Origin of the sequence: Aggregatibacter actinomycetemcomitans (genome assembly GCF_023518055.1) — a bacterium.
Lineage (GTDB): Bacteria > Pseudomonadota > Gammaproteobacteria > Enterobacterales > Pasteurellaceae > Aggregatibacter > Aggregatibacter actinomycetemcomitans.
Genome location: NZ_CP085096.1, coordinates 354,522 through 371,993, shown reverse-complemented (window position 1 = coordinate 371,993; position 17,472 = coordinate 354,522). Strand labels below are relative to the sequence as shown.

15 protein-coding genes are annotated in these 17,472 nt (G+C 46.0%); 7 read left to right on the top strand and 8 right to left on the bottom strand.

Annotation, left to right across the window (positions count from 1 at the left end; genetic code table 11):
• Window positions 1–1,091 precede the first annotated feature (1,091 nt).
• The gene (locus tag LIN98_RS01870) at window positions 1,092–1,727 is read left to right on the top strand and encodes a TfoX/Sxy family DNA transformation protein (RefSeq protein WP_053330351.1); all 636 of its coding nucleotides are present in this window, start codon (window positions 1,092–1,094) and stop codon (window positions 1,725–1,727) included.
• 66 nt (window positions 1,728–1,793) lie between these two features.
• Here LIN98_RS01870 and rpoH read toward each other — a convergent pair whose 3' ends face one another.
• The 4 genes from rpoH to narQ form a co-directional block, all read right to left on the bottom strand.
• Window positions 1,794–2,642, bottom strand: a complete 849-nt coding sequence (gene rpoH, locus LIN98_RS01865; RefSeq protein WP_005548059.1) for an RNA polymerase sigma factor RpoH — start codon at window positions 2,640–2,642, stop codon at window positions 1,794–1,796.
• A gap of 184 nt (window positions 2,643–2,826) precedes the next feature.
• On the bottom strand, window positions 2,827–3,141 hold the full coding sequence (locus tag LIN98_RS01860; RefSeq protein ID WP_005548062.1) for a DUF2322 family protein: 315 nt from the start codon (window positions 3,139–3,141) through the stop codon (window positions 2,827–2,829).
• 15 nt (window positions 3,142–3,156) lie between these two features.
• The gene (murB, locus tag LIN98_RS01855; protein ID WP_005566996.1) at window positions 3,157–4,182 is read right to left on the bottom strand and encodes a UDP-N-acetylmuramate dehydrogenase; all 1,026 of its coding nucleotides are present in this window, start codon (window positions 4,180–4,182) and stop codon (window positions 3,157–3,159) included.
• Between the two features lie 14 nt (window positions 4,183–4,196).
• Window positions 4,197–5,900: a nitrate/nitrite two-component system sensor histidine kinase NarQ gene (narQ, locus tag LIN98_RS01850; protein ID WP_005548066.1), complete on the bottom strand. Its 1,704-nt coding sequence runs from the start codon at window positions 5,898–5,900 to the stop codon at window positions 4,197–4,199.
• Window positions 5,901–6,175: 275 nt separating this feature from the next.
• Here narQ and LIN98_RS01845 point away from each other — a divergent pair, with 275 nt between their 5' ends.
• The 6 genes from LIN98_RS01845 (at window position 6,176) to LIN98_RS01820 (ending at window position 11,884) form a co-directional block, all read left to right on the top strand.
• Entirely contained in the window at window positions 6,176–6,460 is a 285-nt protein-coding gene (locus LIN98_RS01845) for a chaperone NapD (RefSeq protein ID WP_005548070.1), read from the top strand.
• Window positions 6,461–6,493: 33 nt separating this feature from the next.
• Window positions 6,494–8,980 (top strand): nitrate reductase catalytic subunit NapA, encoded by a 2,487-nt coding sequence (napA, locus tag LIN98_RS01840; protein WP_005566990.1) that lies wholly within the window; start codon window positions 6,494–6,496, stop codon window positions 8,978–8,980.
• Window positions 8,981–9,051: 71 nt separating this feature from the next.
• Entirely contained in the window at window positions 9,052–9,867 is an 816-nt protein-coding gene (napG, locus tag LIN98_RS01835) for a ferredoxin-type protein NapG (protein WP_005585478.1), read from the top strand.
• Complete coding sequence (gene napH / locus LIN98_RS01830; protein WP_005548076.1) at window positions 9,867–10,748, top strand: quinol dehydrogenase ferredoxin subunit NapH; 882 nt, start codon at window positions 9,867–9,869, stop codon at window positions 10,746–10,748. Before napG ends, napH begins: the two co-directional genes overlap by 1 nt.
• A 37-nt stretch (window positions 10,749–10,785) precedes the next feature.
• Window positions 10,786–11,235 carry a nitrate reductase cytochrome c-type subunit gene (locus LIN98_RS01825; protein ID WP_005548078.1) on the top strand — a complete coding sequence of 150 codons (450 nt, stop codon included), beginning with the start codon at window positions 10,786–10,788 and terminating at the stop codon, window positions 11,233–11,235.
• A gap of 13 nt (window positions 11,236–11,248) precedes the next feature.
• Window positions 11,249–11,884 carry a NapC/NirT family cytochrome c gene (locus tag LIN98_RS01820; protein WP_005569423.1) on the top strand — a complete coding sequence of 212 codons (636 nt, stop codon included), beginning with the start codon at window positions 11,249–11,251 and terminating at the stop codon, window positions 11,882–11,884.
• Between the two features lie 85 nt (window positions 11,885–11,969).
• Here LIN98_RS01820 and gss read toward each other — a convergent pair whose 3' ends face one another.
• The 4 genes from gss to rfaD all read right to left on the bottom strand — a co-directional run bounded on the left by gss (window position 11,970) and on the right by rfaD (window position 17,269).
• Window positions 11,970–13,865, bottom strand: coding sequence for a bifunctional glutathionylspermidine amidase/synthase (gene gss / locus LIN98_RS01815; protein WP_005569424.1), 1,896 nt, complete (start codon window positions 13,863–13,865; stop codon window positions 11,970–11,972).
• Between the two features lie 117 nt (window positions 13,866–13,982).
• Complete coding sequence (gene waaF / locus LIN98_RS01810) at window positions 13,983–15,026, bottom strand: lipopolysaccharide heptosyltransferase II (protein ID WP_005592506.1); 1,044 nt, start codon at window positions 15,024–15,026, stop codon at window positions 13,983–13,985.
• Between the two features lie 19 nt (window positions 15,027–15,045).
• Window positions 15,046–16,173 carry a DUF4172 domain-containing protein gene (locus tag LIN98_RS01805; RefSeq protein ID WP_005548086.1) on the bottom strand — a complete coding sequence of 376 codons (1,128 nt, stop codon included), beginning with the start codon at window positions 16,171–16,173 and terminating at the stop codon, window positions 15,046–15,048.
• Window positions 16,174–16,342: 169 nt separating this feature from the next.
• Complete coding sequence (rfaD, locus tag LIN98_RS01800; protein WP_005566984.1) at window positions 16,343–17,269, bottom strand: ADP-glyceromanno-heptose 6-epimerase; 927 nt, start codon at window positions 17,267–17,269, stop codon at window positions 16,343–16,345.
• Window positions 17,270–17,472: the final 203 nt, after the last annotated feature.

Below are 17,472 nucleotides of genomic sequence, written 5' to 3'. Positions count from 1 at the left end.
AGACGTGAATAATAGTCCATATTGTAACGGTCTAACTTTCAGCAACACCTCAAGCCTGATAAAACCAATCATTAGTTAAATTAACAAGTTAATGTGCAGGCAAAAACCGGGGGGGTAGGCAGGTGACATTATTTATGCATAGCTATGCTGACTGTATTTAGCCATAGTCATTGACCTTTACTCCTGTCAAATTGTGGGTTGACGCTGTTCCGCTGAGATCCATATAGCATTGAGTAAACAGGCGTTAGGTTCGAAGATTCACTGCAGACAACCGAAGCGGCTTCAGCCTTAGGCAATTTATTACTAATGATGTTTGAAGCGAAAAAATGTTTTTAAAATAAATTTATCTTTGTTGTATTGTGGAAGCCTAAACCATTACAATAACGAAAAGTAACACTATAACTTGGTAACTAAACTTGCTAAAATCCGTCCTCTAGCTCTGGGTACTAGCCAACTTTCTCAGTTTTTCAAAAAAATCACAGGGGAGACCAGATTATCTACATTACTGCCCTTAGAGTTAATATTTAGGGCATAAAACTACCTAGTATTTAGTTAACTAATTGAAAATAAAAGTGAAAAGTTTTGGATGAGTGTTCTAACGGAGATTCAAAGTTGAAGTTTAAAAAGCTTTTTATTGCTTACATAGATGGTTTGAAAGGTTTTTCTAAGGCGACTAATGTTAGATAATCACTTAATAGCGAGGATTTATTGTGTGATCAGAAAACATAATTGTATTTCTGATAGATGACCCCGCCTTCAATATCATTTGGTTAGGGATTAAAGAGGCAGTAAAGAAGTTGGATAATGTTGATTCAGAACCGGAAATCGGCGATGAATCAATTTATGGTTGATTTTCGGAGTTGAAATGAGGGCCGCACAGAATTTGGGATAAGGACAAAAGAAATAATTTACGCTATATCTGCTAAGGTGTTATTCTTTGACACCTTTGGTTCTAAAGAACATTTTTTCATTAAAATTTTCCAATTCCTCGATCAAGATCACAAATTTAACATTAAAATAACAATATTTTCTTCATATAAATTTAATTTATGATATAAATACAATTAAATAACAACCTGAAGGATTTAATTATGACAACGGTATCTCAAAGACTCAAGAACGAATTCAAACAACTAGTAGATGGTGAAATCAGTATTAAAAATTTATTCACCGGACATGGTATATTTCATTCAGGAATAATGTTTGCACTTCATCAAAACGATAGCATTTTCTTGCGGGCTGAAGATGAGTTAGTCCCTTACTTAGAAAGTTTAGGTGCTGTAGCTTATTCAATTGATCCCAATAATACGAATAAACTGGCACTCCACCGTTACTATCAACTTCCTCATTCTATTCGTAAAAATAAGCCGTTATTTGAAAAAACCGTTAAATTGTCTATTCAACAGGCAAAATTTAAGAAAGTCGCTGAAGATTTGACAAAAAAAGAGCGAATTAAAGAATTGGCTAATTTTTCCATTAAGCATGAAAGATTGCTGGCTAAAATTAATATTTATACGGTAAGTGAATTTCAGAAGATCGGCGCAATTCACAGCTATTTTAGGTTAAAGAAACTGGGTGTTTCTGCCAACGTAGAATTGTTATGGACTTTATGCGCCGCATTAAAAAATAAGCATGCTTCGTTGCTTACGGAAAAGGAAAAATCGGCAATTTTGACTAAATTAAATGTTTTACTTGCAGCAAATGGTTTGCGGAAAGTAAAGGCCTAAGAATCGCAAAAAGAAAAAAACCGCTCTATTGAGCGTTTTTTCATTTATAGAACACCTTAAAACACTTTAGAAAACCACCGCACTTTTGAGTTTTTTCAAGGCATTGGTTTCTAACTGGCGAACACGTTCGGCGGAAATGTTGTATTTCGCCGCCAAATCCTGCAACGTAGCTTTGGTTTCATCTAACCAGCGGGCTTTGATAATGTCTTGGCTGCGTGCATCAAGATTGTCTAACGCGACGGCAAGCTGATCGGTGGCTTGTGCTTCGTAGTTTTCGTTTTCCAATTCGGCGGCAAAGTTGGAGCTTTTGTCTTCCAAATACAATGCCGGCGCATAGGTTTCTTCGTCATGCTCATCGCCGGGCAGGTCGAATGCCACATCGGCGCCGGTCATGCGTGACTCCATTTCCATGACATCTTGCGGCGATACACCGAGTTCATTGGCGACCATGTCCACTTCGTTTTCGTTGAACCAGCCTAAGCGTTGCTTAGTTTTGCGTAGGTTGAAGAACAATTTGCGTTGCGCTTTGGTGGTGGCGACTTTAACAATACGCCAGTTGCGCAACACATATTCGTGAATTTCCGCTTTGATCCAGTGCACAGCGAAAGAAACCAAGCGCACGCCTACTTCCGGGTTGAAGCGTTTTACCGCTTTCATTAAGCCGATGTTACCTTCCTGGATTAAATCCGCTTGCGGCAAGCCGTAACCGGAATAACCGCGCGCGACGTGAATCACAAAGCGCAAATGAGACAACACTAATTTTTTCGCCGCTTCAATATCTTCTTTGTAATACAAACGCTCTGCCAATTCCTTTTCTTCTTCGGCGGTCAGCATTGGATATTCATTTGCCGCACGAATATAAGCTTCTATACTGCCTTGCGGAACGAGCATCATTGTTTGAGTTTCTTTATCCATTATCTTCCTTCTTCTTTGTTAATCACCGAATCAAAGAATTCAATGCAATATAATCTGTATTAAGTTAATCGGTTTTAGCGATTGGATTTTAACTTTTTGCAGGCTATTTGACTATATTGTGTGAAAAAAGTTTCTTTATTTTACAAAATAACCTGCATAAGAAAACAAAAATTTTATCCTGAAATTATTCTGTTAGCGGTTTGATTTGATAGGTCAAATCCTGTTCGATGACGCGTAACAACAAATCAATGTTCGGGTGTTTGCCGGGGTGTTTATGTGCATCTTCCGTGTACTCGGCGAATAATTGCAAACCTTTTTGGGCAGAAGTGCGGTCTAATTTTCTGTTAAATTTTACGGCGAGCGCATTGTAAACCCGCAATGAACCTAATTTCCCGGCAACGGCAGGAATCTCATGAACCAATGTACCGTTATGTAAAATATGGATACCACTTAAATGGTCAATAGCAGGCAATGTCGCTAAAATTTCATTAAAATTCATCTTACTCCTTTAGTATTAACTGATGGTTTGTTGACTATTCACTTCGCCCTGTTTGCCGATAAAACGCACTTCGGGCTGTAAGCGAACGTCAAAACGAAGGGCAACTAATTGATAAATGTGATGCGCCAATTCTACCACATCGGACGCGGTGGCGTTGCCTTTGTTAATAATCACCAGCGCCTGTTGTTGATGTACTGCCGCGCCGCCGATTTGATAGCCTTTCAAGCCGCATTGATCGATAAGCCAACCGGCGGCTAATTTGACGCTGCCGTCCGCTTGCGGGAAGTGCGGTATAGCGGGGTAGTCTTCTTTTAAGCGGGCAAATTGTTGGGCGGAAACCACCGGATTCTTAAAGAAGCTACCCGCATTGCCGAACTGTTTCGGATCGGGCAATTTGCTTTGGCGTACGGCACAAACCTCGGCAAAAACGTCCGCCGAACTGACCGCACTTTTGTCTAAATTTGCCAAGTTGCCGTATTTCAACACCGGTTTCCAGTCTTTCGCCAGTTTTAAACCGACCGCCGTGACCACATAACCATGCGCATATTTGTGTTTAAACACGCTTTCCCGATAACCGAATTCGCATTCTTCGCAGCTCAAACGGAATTGTTCTGCGGACGTGAGATCGAGCACCTCTACATAATCGCACACGTCTTTAAATTCCACGCCGTAGGCACCGATATTTTGAATCGGGGCGGAACCGGCACAGCCCGGTATGAGGGCAAGATTTTCCAAGCCGTAAATGCCTTGCGCGATACTCCATTGCACCAAATCATGCCACACTTCGCCGCCATTCACATGTAGATAATGAAAGCGGTCGTCTTCCTTATGCGCAATACCACGCAGACGATTAATCAGCACAGCGCCGGCAAAATCTTCCACAAACAACACATTGCTGCCTTGCCCTAAAAAAAGCACTGGCAGATTTTCCCGCTGGAATTCGTCCCACACCTGTTTAAGTTGAGGAACGGAGGTAATTTCAATCAGTTTTTGGGCTTGCGCCGGAATAGAAAAGGTATGGAACGGTTGTAAATTCTGCATGGCTTTCCTCTGAATTAAGCTAATGTGTGTGCCAATGTGACTTTCACTTCCGTGCCGCCGTCGGTGCGGTTGGCAATGGTCAGTTTGGCGTTAAGTTGTATGCTGCGCTCGTGCATGATGTTGAGCCCGTAGTGTCCATCCGGCTCTTCCAGGCTTGGAATGCCGATTCCGTTATCGCGCACGACTAGTTCATATTCACCGTCTTCATTGGTGTGCGCGATGACTTCAATGAGTGTGCCTTGTGAATGTTTAATGGCATTTAACACCGCTTCACGCACAATTTGCAAGGCATTGACCAATTGCTGCGCGTTAAAACTTTGTGACGGCAAGGTGCAATCCACGCTCATTTGAATGTCCGTTTGATTGCGCAAGGAATCAATCACTTGCTCCAATGCCAGTTTCAAATTGGCTTCCTGCACGGTTAAACGGAACGTCGCCAACAGTTCGCGTAATTGGCTGTAGCCGTCGCTGAGTGCCTGTTCGAACTGCTTAATAATCGACAAACTTTTTTGCTTGGAATCTGTTTCGCCTTTGTTCAAATTGTGTTTTAACAGCGTAAGCTGAATTTGCAAAAATGCCAACACTTGCGCCAAAGAATCGTGCAATTCGCGGGCGATAATGGAACGTTCTTCCATCAACAATAGCTGTTCTTGCTGGCGTTGCATGCGTTGGAAATACAGCGAGCGGCTGAGCATTTGAGCCACATTTTGCATGGTGCGCAAATCCGGACACGGCAACCCCGCCTGCCAACGCAATACGGCGAGGCTTTCCCCTTCAATATTCATTTCCGTTTGTTGCGATTCCAGCTGGTCATATTTCACGCCCAAGCATATATTCCAATGCGGCGCGTCTAACACATCCAGTTCCAAATAGCGTAAATGTTCGCTAATCATGACATTTTGTAGCACCAGTTGCAAAATTTTGCCGTCGATTTTATTGGTCGTCACAAGTTGGGAGCAGTGATATAAGGTCGTTAAAGAGCGGTTGGTTTGTTGTAGCTTTTGCGTTTTTTCATTCACTGTGGCTTCCAAACCGGAATACAGTTTACCCAACTCCGATGACATTTTAGTGAAAGTGCGCGCCAAATGCCCCAGTTCGTCTTCTTTACGCACGTCCAGCGGAATATGCTTGAATTGCCCCATTTGCACCTGCGTACTGGCGCGGGTGAGCTGCTCCAGCGGGCGCACCACAGCTTTTCGGGTGTACCAATTCACGTAAGACACCATGATCACAATAAGCAGCATGGAAAAAATAATCACGCACAGCGCCCAAATCCATTTTTCTTCCGCCGAATGTTGCAGGGTAAAAACAAATTGATCCACTTGTTCCACATAATTGGCGATATTCTTTTGATATTCGGTGAAATTTTGTTCCCGCGCCAGACGTTCCATCACTTCCCAGCGTTTAATCAAATTGTGATAGGAATCTTTCACATCCTGCGAAGCAAAAGACTGATAGTTAATTTCCACCAGGGATTTTGAATGCAAACTCACGCGATATTGGCGCAGGCTGCTTTCCACCATTTGTGGTTCATGTTCGATTTCATAAAGTATGCGATAACTTTGCATACGCAATGAACCGGACACGTTAATGGCTTCCGCATAGGATTTATTGCCCGCCATCAGCGCCAGACTTAATGCGCCGATGATGCCGACAAAGATAATAATCACAATAAGATAGTTGGCAATGCGGGTGGAAACGGAATGTTTAATTTTCAAAATAACAAGCCTTGGTAGAAAACGTGTCATTAGTGTAACAAAAAAGTGCGGTGGTTTTTACCGGCGTTTTATCAAGCGGCGTTTTTTCATGCCTGCGTTCTTAAATTTGATCTAAAACAAATTGCGCTGGGAATCCGCCTAAAATACTCATTTGTAGTGATATTAATTCATTCGCAACAAATTAATATGCGGGATCTACAAAAAGATTAATTGGTAAAGACAAATAATAACGTCGAAGGTTAACGGCGCGATAAAAATACATTATCCGAAAGAATATGAATAAAACAGACATTTTAACCATGGAAGACGCTAAAGATTGGCACATTGTCGGTCTGGTGGTGCAAGGCAAGCCGCAAAAAATAACAGCCATTCGCACCGCACTTTTGGCGATTCCACATACAGAAATCCCGACCTTTAATGAAAACATCGGCAAAATCGTGGCGGTAATGCAATCTCATGATCCGCATGTTTTGTTGAAGAACATGGAGTCGGTAAAAGAGATTGACGGTGTGATTACCGTGTCGCTGATTTATCATCAACAGGACGAACAGCCAGAATAATCAAAAAGATATAAAAATAGTGGGGGAAACGCTATGAATTTAAGTCGTCGAGACTTTATGAAAGCCAATGCGGCGATGGCAGCCGCAACGGCGGCCGGGTTAAGTATTCCGGTCAAAAATGTTGAAGCTGCAGAATCCGAAATTAAATGGGATAAAGCGGTTTGCCGTTTCTGCGGTACCGGTTGTGCGGTATTGGTGGGCACCAAAGACGGTCGTGTTGTGGCTTCACAAGGCGATCCGGATGCGGAAGTCAACCGTGGTTTGAACTGCATTAAAGGCTATTTCTTACCGAAAATCATGTACGGTAAAGACCGTTTGACGCAGCCGATGTTGCGCATGAAAGACGGCAAATACGATAAAAACGGTGATTTCACGCCGGTGAGCTGGGACGTGGCGTTTAAGACCATGGCGGAAAAATTTAAAGCTGCAGTGAAAGAATTAGGTCCGAACGGCGTAGGGATGTTCAGTTCCGGGCAGACCACCATTTTTGAAGGCTATGCCAAATCCAAATTGTGGAAAGCCGGTTTCCGTTCTAACAACATCGACCCTAACGCCCGTCACTGTATGGCGTCTGCGGCGGTTGCCTTTATGCGTACTTTCGGCATGGATGAACCGATGGGCTGTTATAACGACATCGAACAAGCCGAAGCCTTCGTACTTTGGGGTTCCAACATGGCGGAAATGCATCCGATTTTGTGGTCCCGTATTACCGATCGTCGTCTATCCAACCAAGATGTGAAAGTCGCCGTGCTTTCTACTTTTGAACATCGTAGTTTTGAATTGGCGGATTATAGCCTCATTTTCAAACCGCACACCGACTTGGTGATTTTGAACTACATTATCAATTATCTGATTCAAAACGATGCCATTAACCGGGATTTCGTCAACAAACATACCAAATTCAAACGCGGCGAAACCGACATTGGTTATGGTTTGCGCCCTGAAAATCCGTTGGAACAAAAAGCGAAAAACGTGAAAACGGCAGGCAAAATGTATGACAGTAACTTTGATGAATTAAAAGCCTTAGTCGCCGAATATACGTTAGACAAAGCCCATGAAATGTCAGGCGTGCCGAAAGATGTGTTGGAAAATTTGGCGAAATTGTATGCCGATCCGAAGAAAAAAGTGGTGTCTTACTGGACCATGGGCTTTAACCAACATACCCGCGGCGTGTGGGCGAACCACCTCATTTATAACATCCATTTGCTGACCGGTAAAATTTCCATTCCGGGCTGCGGTCCGTTCTCGTTAACCGGTCAACCGTCTGCTTGTGGTACGGCGCGCGAAGTGGGAACGTTTATCCACCGCCTGCCGGCAGACTTAGTGGTCACCAATCCGAAACACCGTGAAAAAGCGGAACAAATCTGGAAATTGCCTGCCGGCGTGATTACTGATGTTCTCGGCTTCCATGCGGTCGCTCAAAGTCGTGCGTTAAAAGACGGCAAAATGCGCGTGTTGTGGCAAATGTGTACCAACAATATGCAAGGCGGTCCGAATATTAACAGAGAAACCTTCCCGGGCTGGCGTAATCCGGACAATTTTATTGTGGTGTCCGATCCGTACCCGACGGTGTCCTGTCTAGCCGCCGACTTGATGTTGCCAACGGCAATGTGGGTGGAAAAAGAAGGCGCTTACGGTAATGCGGAGCGTCGTACCCAATTCTGGCGTCAACAAGTAAAAGCGCCGGGAGAAGCCAAATCCGACGTATGGCAATTGGTAGAATTCTCCAAATATTTCACCACCGATGAAATGTGGCCGGCGGAAATTCTGGACAAAAATCCGGAATACAAAGGCAAAACCTTATATGACGTGTTATACCGCAACGGTCAAGTAGATAAATTCCCGTTAAGCGAATTGGCGGAAGGACAATTGAATGATGAGTCCTATCACTTCGGTTTCTACTTGCAAAAAGGCTTATTTGAGGAATACGCCTCCTTCGGTCGCGGTCACGGACATGACTTGGCATCGTTCGATACTTACCACAAAGCACGCGGTTTACGCTGGCCGGTGGTGGACGGCAAAGAAACCTTATGGCGTTATCGCGAAGGCTACGACCCGTATGTCAAAGAAGGGGAAGGTGTGGCGTTCTACGGCTATCCGGATAAAAAAGCGATTATTCTTGCCGTGCCTTATGAGCCGCCTGCGGAATCACCGGACGAAGAATACGATTTGTGGTTATGTACCGGTCGCGTGTTGGAACACTGGCACACCGGCACCATGACCCGTCGTGTACCAGAACTGCACCGCTCCTTCCCGAATAACTTGGTTTGGATGCACCCGACAGACGCGCAAAAGCGCGGGTTACGCCATGGTGATAAAGTCAAAGTCGCTTCACGTCGAGGAGAAATCATTTCGTTCTTAGATACCCGCGGACGTAACAAGGTGCCGGAAGGTTTGATTTACACAACCTTCTTTGATGCCGGTCAGTTGGCGAATAAATTAACCTTGGACGCGACCGACCCGATTTCCAAAGAAACCGACTTCAAAAAATGTGCGGTGAAAGTGGAAAAAGCCGCTTAAAAACGTGTTAAAAACCTACCGCACTTTTGTGTCTTCAAGCCAGAAAAGTGTGGTCAGAAAATCAAAAGAAAATGCAAAAACCGACTGTAACGCCCGAACGCCGTAAATTTCTCAAAGACGCCACCCGTACTGCGGGCGGGCTTGTTGGGCTTGGCTTGTTACTTGGCTTACAGCAAAAACAAAGTTTGGCACGTGAAGGCGTGGCATTGCGTCCACCTTTCGCCATCGAAAGTGACGAGAAATTTGCCTCCGCCTGCATTCGTTGCGGTCAGTGCGTGCAAGCCTGCCCTTATGATATGTTGCATTTGGCATCGTTGCTATCACCAATGGAAGCGGGGACGCCGTATTTTATCGCGCGCGATAAACCTTGCGAAATGTGTCCGGATATTCCTTGCGCCCATGCGTGTCCGAGCGGTGCGTTAGATCGTGAGGCGCAGGATATTAATCAATCCCGTATGGGGCTGGCGGTGTTGCTGGATCATGAAACCTGCTTGAACTGGCAAGGCTTGCGTTGCGATGTGTGTTATCGGGTTTGTCCGTTGATTGATAAAGCCATTACGCTGGAAAGCCATCGTAATGAGCGCACCGGCAAGCACGCGGTGTTTATTCCGACGGTGCATTCCGATGGCTGTACCGGCTGTGGCAAATGCGAACAAGCGTGTGTCTTGGAAGAAGCGGCAATCAAAGTATTACCGATGCATTTGGCGAAAGGCATGTTAGGCAAACATTATCGTTTGGGTTGGGAAGAAAAGGCGAAAGCCGGACATTCCTTGGCGCCGAAAGATTTGATTTCGATGCCGACCCGTATGCCGGAAGCCACAATGCCGGTAATGGGCGCAGAAGACATTCCGGAGCCGATTCTGGCACCGACATTGGGAGGCAAATAATGGCGAATTCACCAAAATTTGCAGGCAAAGAGGCGCGGGAAAAACTGGGCTGGTGGCATGCCTATCGCTTCTTGTTTTGGCGTAGGCTCACGCAATTCGGCATCCTGATGATGTTTTTAAGCGGTCCTTACTTTGGCGTGTGGATTTTAAAAGGCAATTACAGCGGAAGTCTGCTTTTCGATGTGATTCCGTTAAGTGATCCGTTAATTACGTTGGAAAGCCTTTCCACGAGGCATTTACCGGGAACCCTGACCCTCATCGGCGCGTTGATTATCTTTACGTTGTATGCGTTGTTAGGTAGCAAAGTTTTCTGCGGCTGGGTTTGTCCGCTGAATGTGGTTACCGATTGCGCCGCCTGGATTCGCCGGAAACTGGGCATTCGCCAAACGGCAAAAATTCCGCGCGGGTTACGTTATGCCATTTTGCTGATGATTTTAGTCGGCAGTGCAGTCAGCGGTTTGTTACTGTGGGAATGGATTAATCCGGTGGCGGCGTTAGGTCGCGCTTTAATTTATAGTTTCGGAGCGACGGCATGGTTGATTTTAGCGGTATTTCTGTTTGATTTATTCATTGTTGAACACGGTTGGTGCGGGCATTTGTGTCCTATTGGCGCAACCTATGGCGTCATTGGTGCGAAAAGTCTGATTCGGATCAAAGTGATTGATCGGGCAAGATGTGACAATTGCATGGATTGCTACAACGTTTGCCCGGAACCCCAAGTGTTGCGTTCGCCATTACACGGAAAAAATAACGAAAGCTTGTTAGTGCTTTCGCAAGATTGCATCAGTTGCGGGCGTTGCATTGATGTCTGCGCTGAAAACGTATTAACTTTTAGCCATCGGTTTAATAACGACATTCCTATCGTCACCCTAAACCAATAAAAATAAAAAAATTCCATCATTCGGGGGAGTGATTAAAATGATTAGAAACAACGTATTTGCTTTTAGCGGTGCGCTATTTACGGCATTGTTCGCGACGTCCGTTATGGCGCAACAGCCGACGGAAGGCGCTGGAGATTTTTTCCATAATTCACCGGAAAGTGTCTCGCCGGCATTTCATGATGCACCGAAACAAAGCGAACTGCCTGCCTTAAACTATGTGAATCAACCGCCAATGGTGCCGCATAGTGTGAAAAATTATCAGGTCACCAAAAACGTGAACCAATGCTTAAACTGCCACAGCGTTGAAGCGTCGCGCGTGACCGGTGCAACCCGTATCAGCCCGACGCACTTTATGGATCGCGACGGCAACCTCGGCTCCAGCTCCTCTCCGCGTCGTTATTTCTGCTTACAATGCCACGTTTCTCAATCCGATGTTGAGCCAATCGTGCCAAACGAATTCAAACCGATGAAAGGTTACGGACAGTAATTAAGAGGTGGTTATGTCAGCGAAGAAACCAAATATTTTAGTGCGATTCTGGCGTTGGTTCAGATCGCCTAGCCGTATTGCGGTAGGCACGATTATCGTCTTATCCTTTATCGGCGGTATTTTGTCCTGGGTCGGTTTTAACTACGGCTTGGAACAAACCAACACCGAGCAATTTTGTGCCGGCTGTCACATGAATGATGCGTACCCGGAATATTTGCACAGCGTACATTATCAAACCCGCACCGGCGTGAGCGCCAGCTGTCCGGATTGTCATGTTCCCCATGAATTCGGACCGAAAATGTGGCGTAAAATGGTGGCGGCAAAAGAAGTGTACGCGCATTATATGGGCTTAACTGATACGTTGGAGAAATTCAATGCCCGTCGTCCGCACATGGCGGAAAACGAGTGGGAGCGCATGAAAGCCAACGATTCCCAAGAATGTCGCAACTGCCACAAAATGGATCGTATGGATTTCTCCCAACAAAAAACCGTGGCACAAAGAATGCACAAATTTGCGCAGGAAAACGGCAAAACCTGTATTGATTGCCATAAAGGTATTGCGCACGAGTTGCCGGATATGAGCCGGGTTGCACCGGGTTGGTTGCAAGATACGGAAGTGAAACCGGAAGAAGAACAAGGCAAAAAATAAGCATATAAAAAACGCTGTGTTTTTTGACCGCACTTTCTAATGAAATAGGCACTTTCAAGGTGCCTATTTTGATCCTAGCTTGAGACTATTTTGCTTTTTGCGTAAACACTTTGTCGCTCAATATTCGCAACGGTTGCATATCGCTGTCGCCCACAATCACGCGGGTCGGGTCGGAGCGCAAACAACTGCCGGCATAATGCCCGCCTACGGTAAACGTACACACCTGCACATATTGATCTTCCACTTTCGGCAAGCACCATAATTGCTGGTAGATATTTTCTTGTTTAGCAAAACACCCGTTGGTGCTATCCAAGACGGTTTTGCACTCGCCGATAAGTTTTACGTTATCGCCACGGCGACCGGCAATAGGTTTTTGCGCATAACCGTTGGCAATGAGTTTCGGCGTAAGTTCAAAACCGGCTTCCAGCAAATAACGGTGATTCGGGAACAACGACCACAACACCGGCAAAATCGCTTTATTGCTTGGAATTGCCGTCCATAAAGGCTCATACACCAACACTTCCGGACGAAGTAACACGTCAATCAACCGCACTTTATCTTCCGGATAACCGGTGCGAATCGGCGGTGCCACTTCACGCCCGGTGGCATCTTCGCGTAATTGTTCCAGCACGGTTTCCCATGCCCAGGTTTTCCATACGCTTTGCACCCGTTGATTTTCGTCGTCCAATAATTGTCCGCGCGTATCCCAATGCAACCCTTCTGTGCCGTGGATAATCTTGGTGTTAAAACCCGCCTGCGTCAGCGTATCACGCATAAACAAGGCGTGATATTCTTCTTCCGCATCGTGATCCTGCATAATGTGCACCAACGGCGTGGCGTGGCTGTGTTTCCAGGTATCCGCCAAGGCATTGCGTAAGCCTTCGCCAGGGTCATGCCTTAAGGTTAAACCCGCCAGTGCCGCCCAATGGGGCAAAATCGCCCCCGCTTCTGCGTGACAAGAGGCGGAATCGGTGTTGTATTCATAAACTTTCAAACCGCGTTCATCCAAACAAAAATCCATTCTGCCGGTGATGGTTTGATAACGACGATTTTGCCAGGATAAGCGTAAACGCGGCCACAGCAGTTTCGGAATATTGAAATATTGCAATAACTTATCGTCTTTCAGCACCTTGTCGGTGGCGTGCAAATACATCAAATGCAGCTCATTGGTGGCGCGAATCAGCTCATGTTGTGCGCTTTCGGAAAGGGCAAAATAGCGATATTGATCGCCATGATTGACGATGTGTCCCTTCATTGCCTTCACGTAAGCCGCTTCCAGCGGGTTGTCTTCATTCAGCCAATTGGCGGCGAATTGTCCCTGATTTTCAATGTGTTCTGCATGAATGGTGAGTTTCTCCGGCGCCGGCATCGGTTGCGGCAGACTAAATTCCTCGTTGTCCGTTTGAATCATCCAGCCGAGAATTTCCGTGTCATCAAAGGTGTCTTGCAGGAGGTATCTCCCAGCCGTAACCGTCATCGGCAGCTCACGTGTCCATTGTTGACCGCTTGGCAGGCGGGAGTGAATCACGTTTTGCTCGGCGATACGCACTTTGTCCGCCAATACTTCAGTAATCACCGCCACATGCCCGGTGTGCTTAAATTCGCCGCCTTCCTGCCAAATGAGCAATGCCCCGCATTCCGGCGCCCGTTTGCCGCCGTTGGCAAAGGCTTGCAACGGCAACAGGGCGTCATTCACCACTTGGCGCAAAAAGCGTAAGGAAAAAATTTCATACGCCATGCCCACATCGGTGAACACCATGCCGTAATTGAGATAAAGATAGCGACGGGCGAATTCCACGCATTGCCATTTGTAGCCCATGTATTCGCCGCCGAGATAGCTACGAAAGGCGGCATCGTCAGGGTATTCCTGCGCATCCGCTGTGTTGTAATCTGAAGAATAAATGGCAACACCGCCGGGCGCGTAACCCAACAAGCTGCCGAAAGGATCATGTGTCGTGATATTAGGTGAGCGATCCGGCATAACAACTCCGAAAAAGTAAATCAGGGCAATAGTATAGATCTTTTAACGTATTGCCCCCAAAGGGTTTAATGCGAAATTCAAAGAAAAAAATGACCGCACTTTTGTGCGGTCAGGTGGCTATTGATTGAGTAATCCCATTAACTTTTCAAACACCAGCTGCGGCGTAATATCGATCAAACTCTGATGATAGCCTTCCGTGCTGTCGGCGCTTTTGCGTACTTTAATCAAATCCCCTTCTATTAACCGAATGATTTCGGCATTGTCCGATAACGGGGGGGTGTAAGCGGGGCTGGTTGGGCCGTAAAGCGCCACTAACGGGCGATCGGTCGCCGCGGCAATGTGCATTAAACCGCTGTCGTTACTGACGACGGCGGTGCAGTTGGCGATTAAATCCACCGCCTGATTGAGATTGGTTTGTCCCGCCAGATTCAAGCAGAAAGGCTGCAGTTCGACAGGCAAGGCGTTACGGATTTGTTCGCCGGCGTCCACATCTTTCGGCGAGCCGAAAAGTTCCACTGCATAACCTTTTTCAAGAAGCATCCGCGCCAGTTCGGCATAATGATAATGCGGCCAACGCTTCGCCGGACCGAATTCCGCGCCGGGGCAAAAACCGACAATCGGACGCCTGCCTAAAAGTGCGGTCGGTTTTTCAAACGTTTTTAAGGTCGCCGCCTGCCGGCTAGGTTCGACGGTTAAATAAGGCTTCAGCACAGGAATCTCAACGGCTTTCGGCACGGCATTTTTTTCAAACGCCAACGCCACATAACGTTGCACCATCATCGGGTAATCCCGTTTGTTATGGCGTAAGTCATTGAGCAGCCAATAACGGCTTTCCCCTTTCCAACCGCGCCGCACGGCAATTTTCGCAAACAACGGAATAAACGCCGATTTCAGCGAATTCGGCAACACAATCGCCATGTCATATTGGTTGCGCAACGCCTTGCCCAAACGATAACGCTCACACAACGCAAATTTCCCGTGCCCGAGTGGCATCTCAATGGCATTCCGCACCTCCGGCATGCGCGCCAACAACGGTTTGCACCAATTAGGCGCTATCACATCGATGTGGCAATGGGGATATTGCAATTTGAGCTGTTGATACAAACTGTGCGACATCATCATATCGCCGACCCAAGACGGGCCGATAATCAGGATATTCATTTTTTCACCTTAAGTGATTTTAAACTTGTGATAAATCCGGGGGTGTTAATTCATAATGAATGCTCCGCCCGCCTTCTTCCGCGCGTTTCAATATATTTTTTGCGACTAAATCCGTGAGATCCCGCAAGGCGGTGTCCCGCGACACTTTGGTTAAGGCGGCATATTTTTTATTGCCAAGTTTGCCTTCAAAGCCATCTAACATAAGATTGAGAACTTTAATTTGCCGTTCATTGAGCGAAAACCGATGCCAGGATTGCCAGTATCGGGTTTTCAGTAAAACTTTATCCAAGGTTTCCTGTGCCTGCTTCATGGCATTGATTAAACAGGCTAAAAACCACATCAGCCATTGGGTTAAGTTGGTTTCGCCTTTCTGGGTTTGCTCTAAAATCACATAATAACTCGACCGCTCTTTTTGGATTTGGGCAGACAGGCTGTAAAACCGTTGTGGGTTTCTATCAGCTTTGGCAAGCAAATAATCCGCAATAGCACGTGCAATGCGACCATTACCATCTTCAAAAGGGTGCAGAGTTAAAAACCAGAGATGAGCGATGCCGGTTTTAATAAAAGGATCAAGCAGTTGGTTCGAATCATTCAGCCAGGTTAGAAATAACATTAATTCCTTTTCAAGTTGTTCAGCCGGCGGTGCCTGAAAATGAATTTTTTGTCTCCCGATTCTCCCTGAAATTACTTGCATTGCACCATTGTTATCATCGCGCAATTGTGCCGTCCGAATTCTTACCATTCCGCTATAACCGCTTGGGAAAAGTGCGGCATGCCAGCCGAACAGCCGTTCTAGAGTAAGTGGGCTATCAAACTGTTCAGTGGCATTTAACGTCATTTCTACGACGCCTTCGACGGCACGATCCGTTGCGGTTAATCCGCCGATATTAACGCCTAAACGGCGAGCCAGGGAAGAACGCACGGATTGTGCATTGAGCATTTCGCCTTCGATTTCACTACTTTTGAGGACACTGTTGGTTAATGCCTGAAGGCAGATCTGTTCACGCTCACCTAAACCGATATCCAACAATCTTCCCAGCAGTAAGCCCTGTTGATAATGGGCTTGGTTTAATAGCGGAAGTAACTGTGGCAAGTCGTATTCCCATTGCCGCCAATTTACCTTCTGCCAAATATATTGTTGTTCCATGCCGCAATTACCTTATTATTCGCCTTAAAATATAAGGCAAATAATATAATTATTTGCCTTATTTGTCATTGCTATTTTCAAAAGTGCGGCTAAAAAACACGATGGATTTTAACCGTACTTATACGCTGTTTTTCGTTTGAATTTCTCTGCTAAAACAGATTCTTTCGTTCTATTTACGATTTAACCACGCCATATATTCCGCGACGCCTTCCGCCACGGTTTTGAACGGTTTGTCGTAGCCGGTGGCGCGGAGTTTGGTTAAGTCCGCTTGGGTGTATTCTTGGTAGCGGGATTTTAAATGTTCCGGGAACGGGATGGTTTCCACTTCGCCTTTGTTGTGGAATTTGATAACGGCTTTTGCCACTTCGGCGAAGGATTCGGCGTTGCCGGTGCCGCAGTTGAAAATGCCGGAAACCTTGTTTTGCCAGCACCAGATATTTATTGCTGCTACATCGCCCACATAGACGAAATCACGGCGGAAGTGTTCGCTGCCGGCGAACAGTTTCGGGTTTTCGCCTTTCAGAATTTGGTTGTTTAAGTGGAACGCTACGCTTGCCATGGAGCCTTTGTGTCCTTCGCGCGGGCCGTACACGTTGAAGTAACGGAAACCACACACCGGCGATTGCGCTTCCGGCAAAATGGCACGTACATATTGGTCGAATAAAAATTTGGAATAGCCGTACACATTTAACGGGCCTTCAAACTCGCGTTCTTCGCGGAATTCGGTTTTGTCACCGTAGGTGGCGGCACTGGAGGCGTAGAGGAACGGAATTTGGCGATCCAGACAGTAATGCAGTAACTCTTTGGAATATTCGTAGTTGTTGTGCATGATGTATTTGCCGTCCCATTCGGTGGTGGCGGAGCACGCGCCTTCGTGGAACACGGCGTCGATGTCGCCCAAATCGTCGCCGGCGATGATGGACGCGATGAAGTCTTCTTTGTCGCAATAGTCGGCGATGTCTAAATCCACTAAGTTGATGAATTTGGTGCCGTCTTTTAAGTTATCCACCACTAAAATATCTTTGCATCCCATGTCGTTTAATGCTTTGACGATGTTGCTGCCGATAAAGCCCGCGCCGCCTGTTACGATAATCATAGTTCTGTCCTTTTGCTAGATGTGAAAATTGTGTTCATTGTAATAGATTTGCCTGCCGAGGTAAAAGTGCGGTTAAAAATTAATGAGTTTGGAATGCCATATATTATGTTAAAACCTATCCCTATTATTTTAATAAAATGAATTTCCATTGTAATAATTTCCTATCATCACTTTGAAACTACAACAAAAATACACTATTTTGT

Bases quoted from the DNA above. Each gene is read 5' to 3' on its own strand.
- LIN98_RS01870 (WP_053330351.1), top strand. From the start codon at position 1,092: ATGACAACGGTATCTCAAAGACTCAAGAACGAATTCAAACAACTAGTA.
- rpoH (WP_005548059.1), bottom strand. From the start codon at position 2,642: ATGGATAAAGAAACTCAAACAATGATGCTCGTTCCGCAAGGCAGTATA.
- LIN98_RS01860 (WP_005548062.1), bottom strand. From the start codon at position 3,141: ATGAATTTTAATGAAATTTTAGCGACATTGCCTGCTATTGACCATTTA.
- murB (WP_005566996.1), bottom strand. From the start codon at position 4,182: ATGCAGAATTTACAACCGTTCCATACCTTTTCTATTCCGGCGCAAGCC.
- LIN98_RS01845 (WP_005548070.1), top strand. From the start codon at position 6,176: ATGAATAAAACAGACATTTTAACCATGGAAGACGCTAAAGATTGGCAC.
- napA (WP_005566990.1), top strand. From the start codon at position 6,494: ATGAATTTAAGTCGTCGAGACTTTATGAAAGCCAATGCGGCGATGGCA.
- napG (WP_005585478.1), top strand. From the start codon at position 9,052: ATGCAAAAACCGACTGTAACGCCCGAACGCCGTAAATTTCTCAAAGAC.
- napH (WP_005548076.1), top strand. From the start codon at position 9,867: ATGGCGAATTCACCAAAATTTGCAGGCAAAGAGGCGCGGGAAAAACTG.
- LIN98_RS01825 (WP_005548078.1), top strand. From the start codon at position 10,786: ATGATTAGAAACAACGTATTTGCTTTTAGCGGTGCGCTATTTACGGCA.
- LIN98_RS01820 (WP_005569423.1), top strand. From the start codon at position 11,249: ATGTCAGCGAAGAAACCAAATATTTTAGTGCGATTCTGGCGTTGGTTC.
- gss (WP_005569424.1), bottom strand. From the start codon at position 13,865: ATGCCGGATCGCTCACCTAATATCACGACACATGATCCTTTCGGCAGC.
- waaF (WP_005592506.1), bottom strand. From the start codon at position 15,026: ATGAATATCCTGATTATCGGCCCGTCTTGGGTCGGCGATATGATGATG.
- LIN98_RS01805 (WP_005548086.1), bottom strand. From the start codon at position 16,173: ATGGAACAACAATATATTTGGCAGAAGGTAAATTGGCGGCAATGGGAA.
- rfaD (WP_005566984.1), bottom strand. From the start codon at position 17,269: ATGATTATCGTAACAGGCGGCGCGGGCTTTATCGGCAGCAACATCGTC.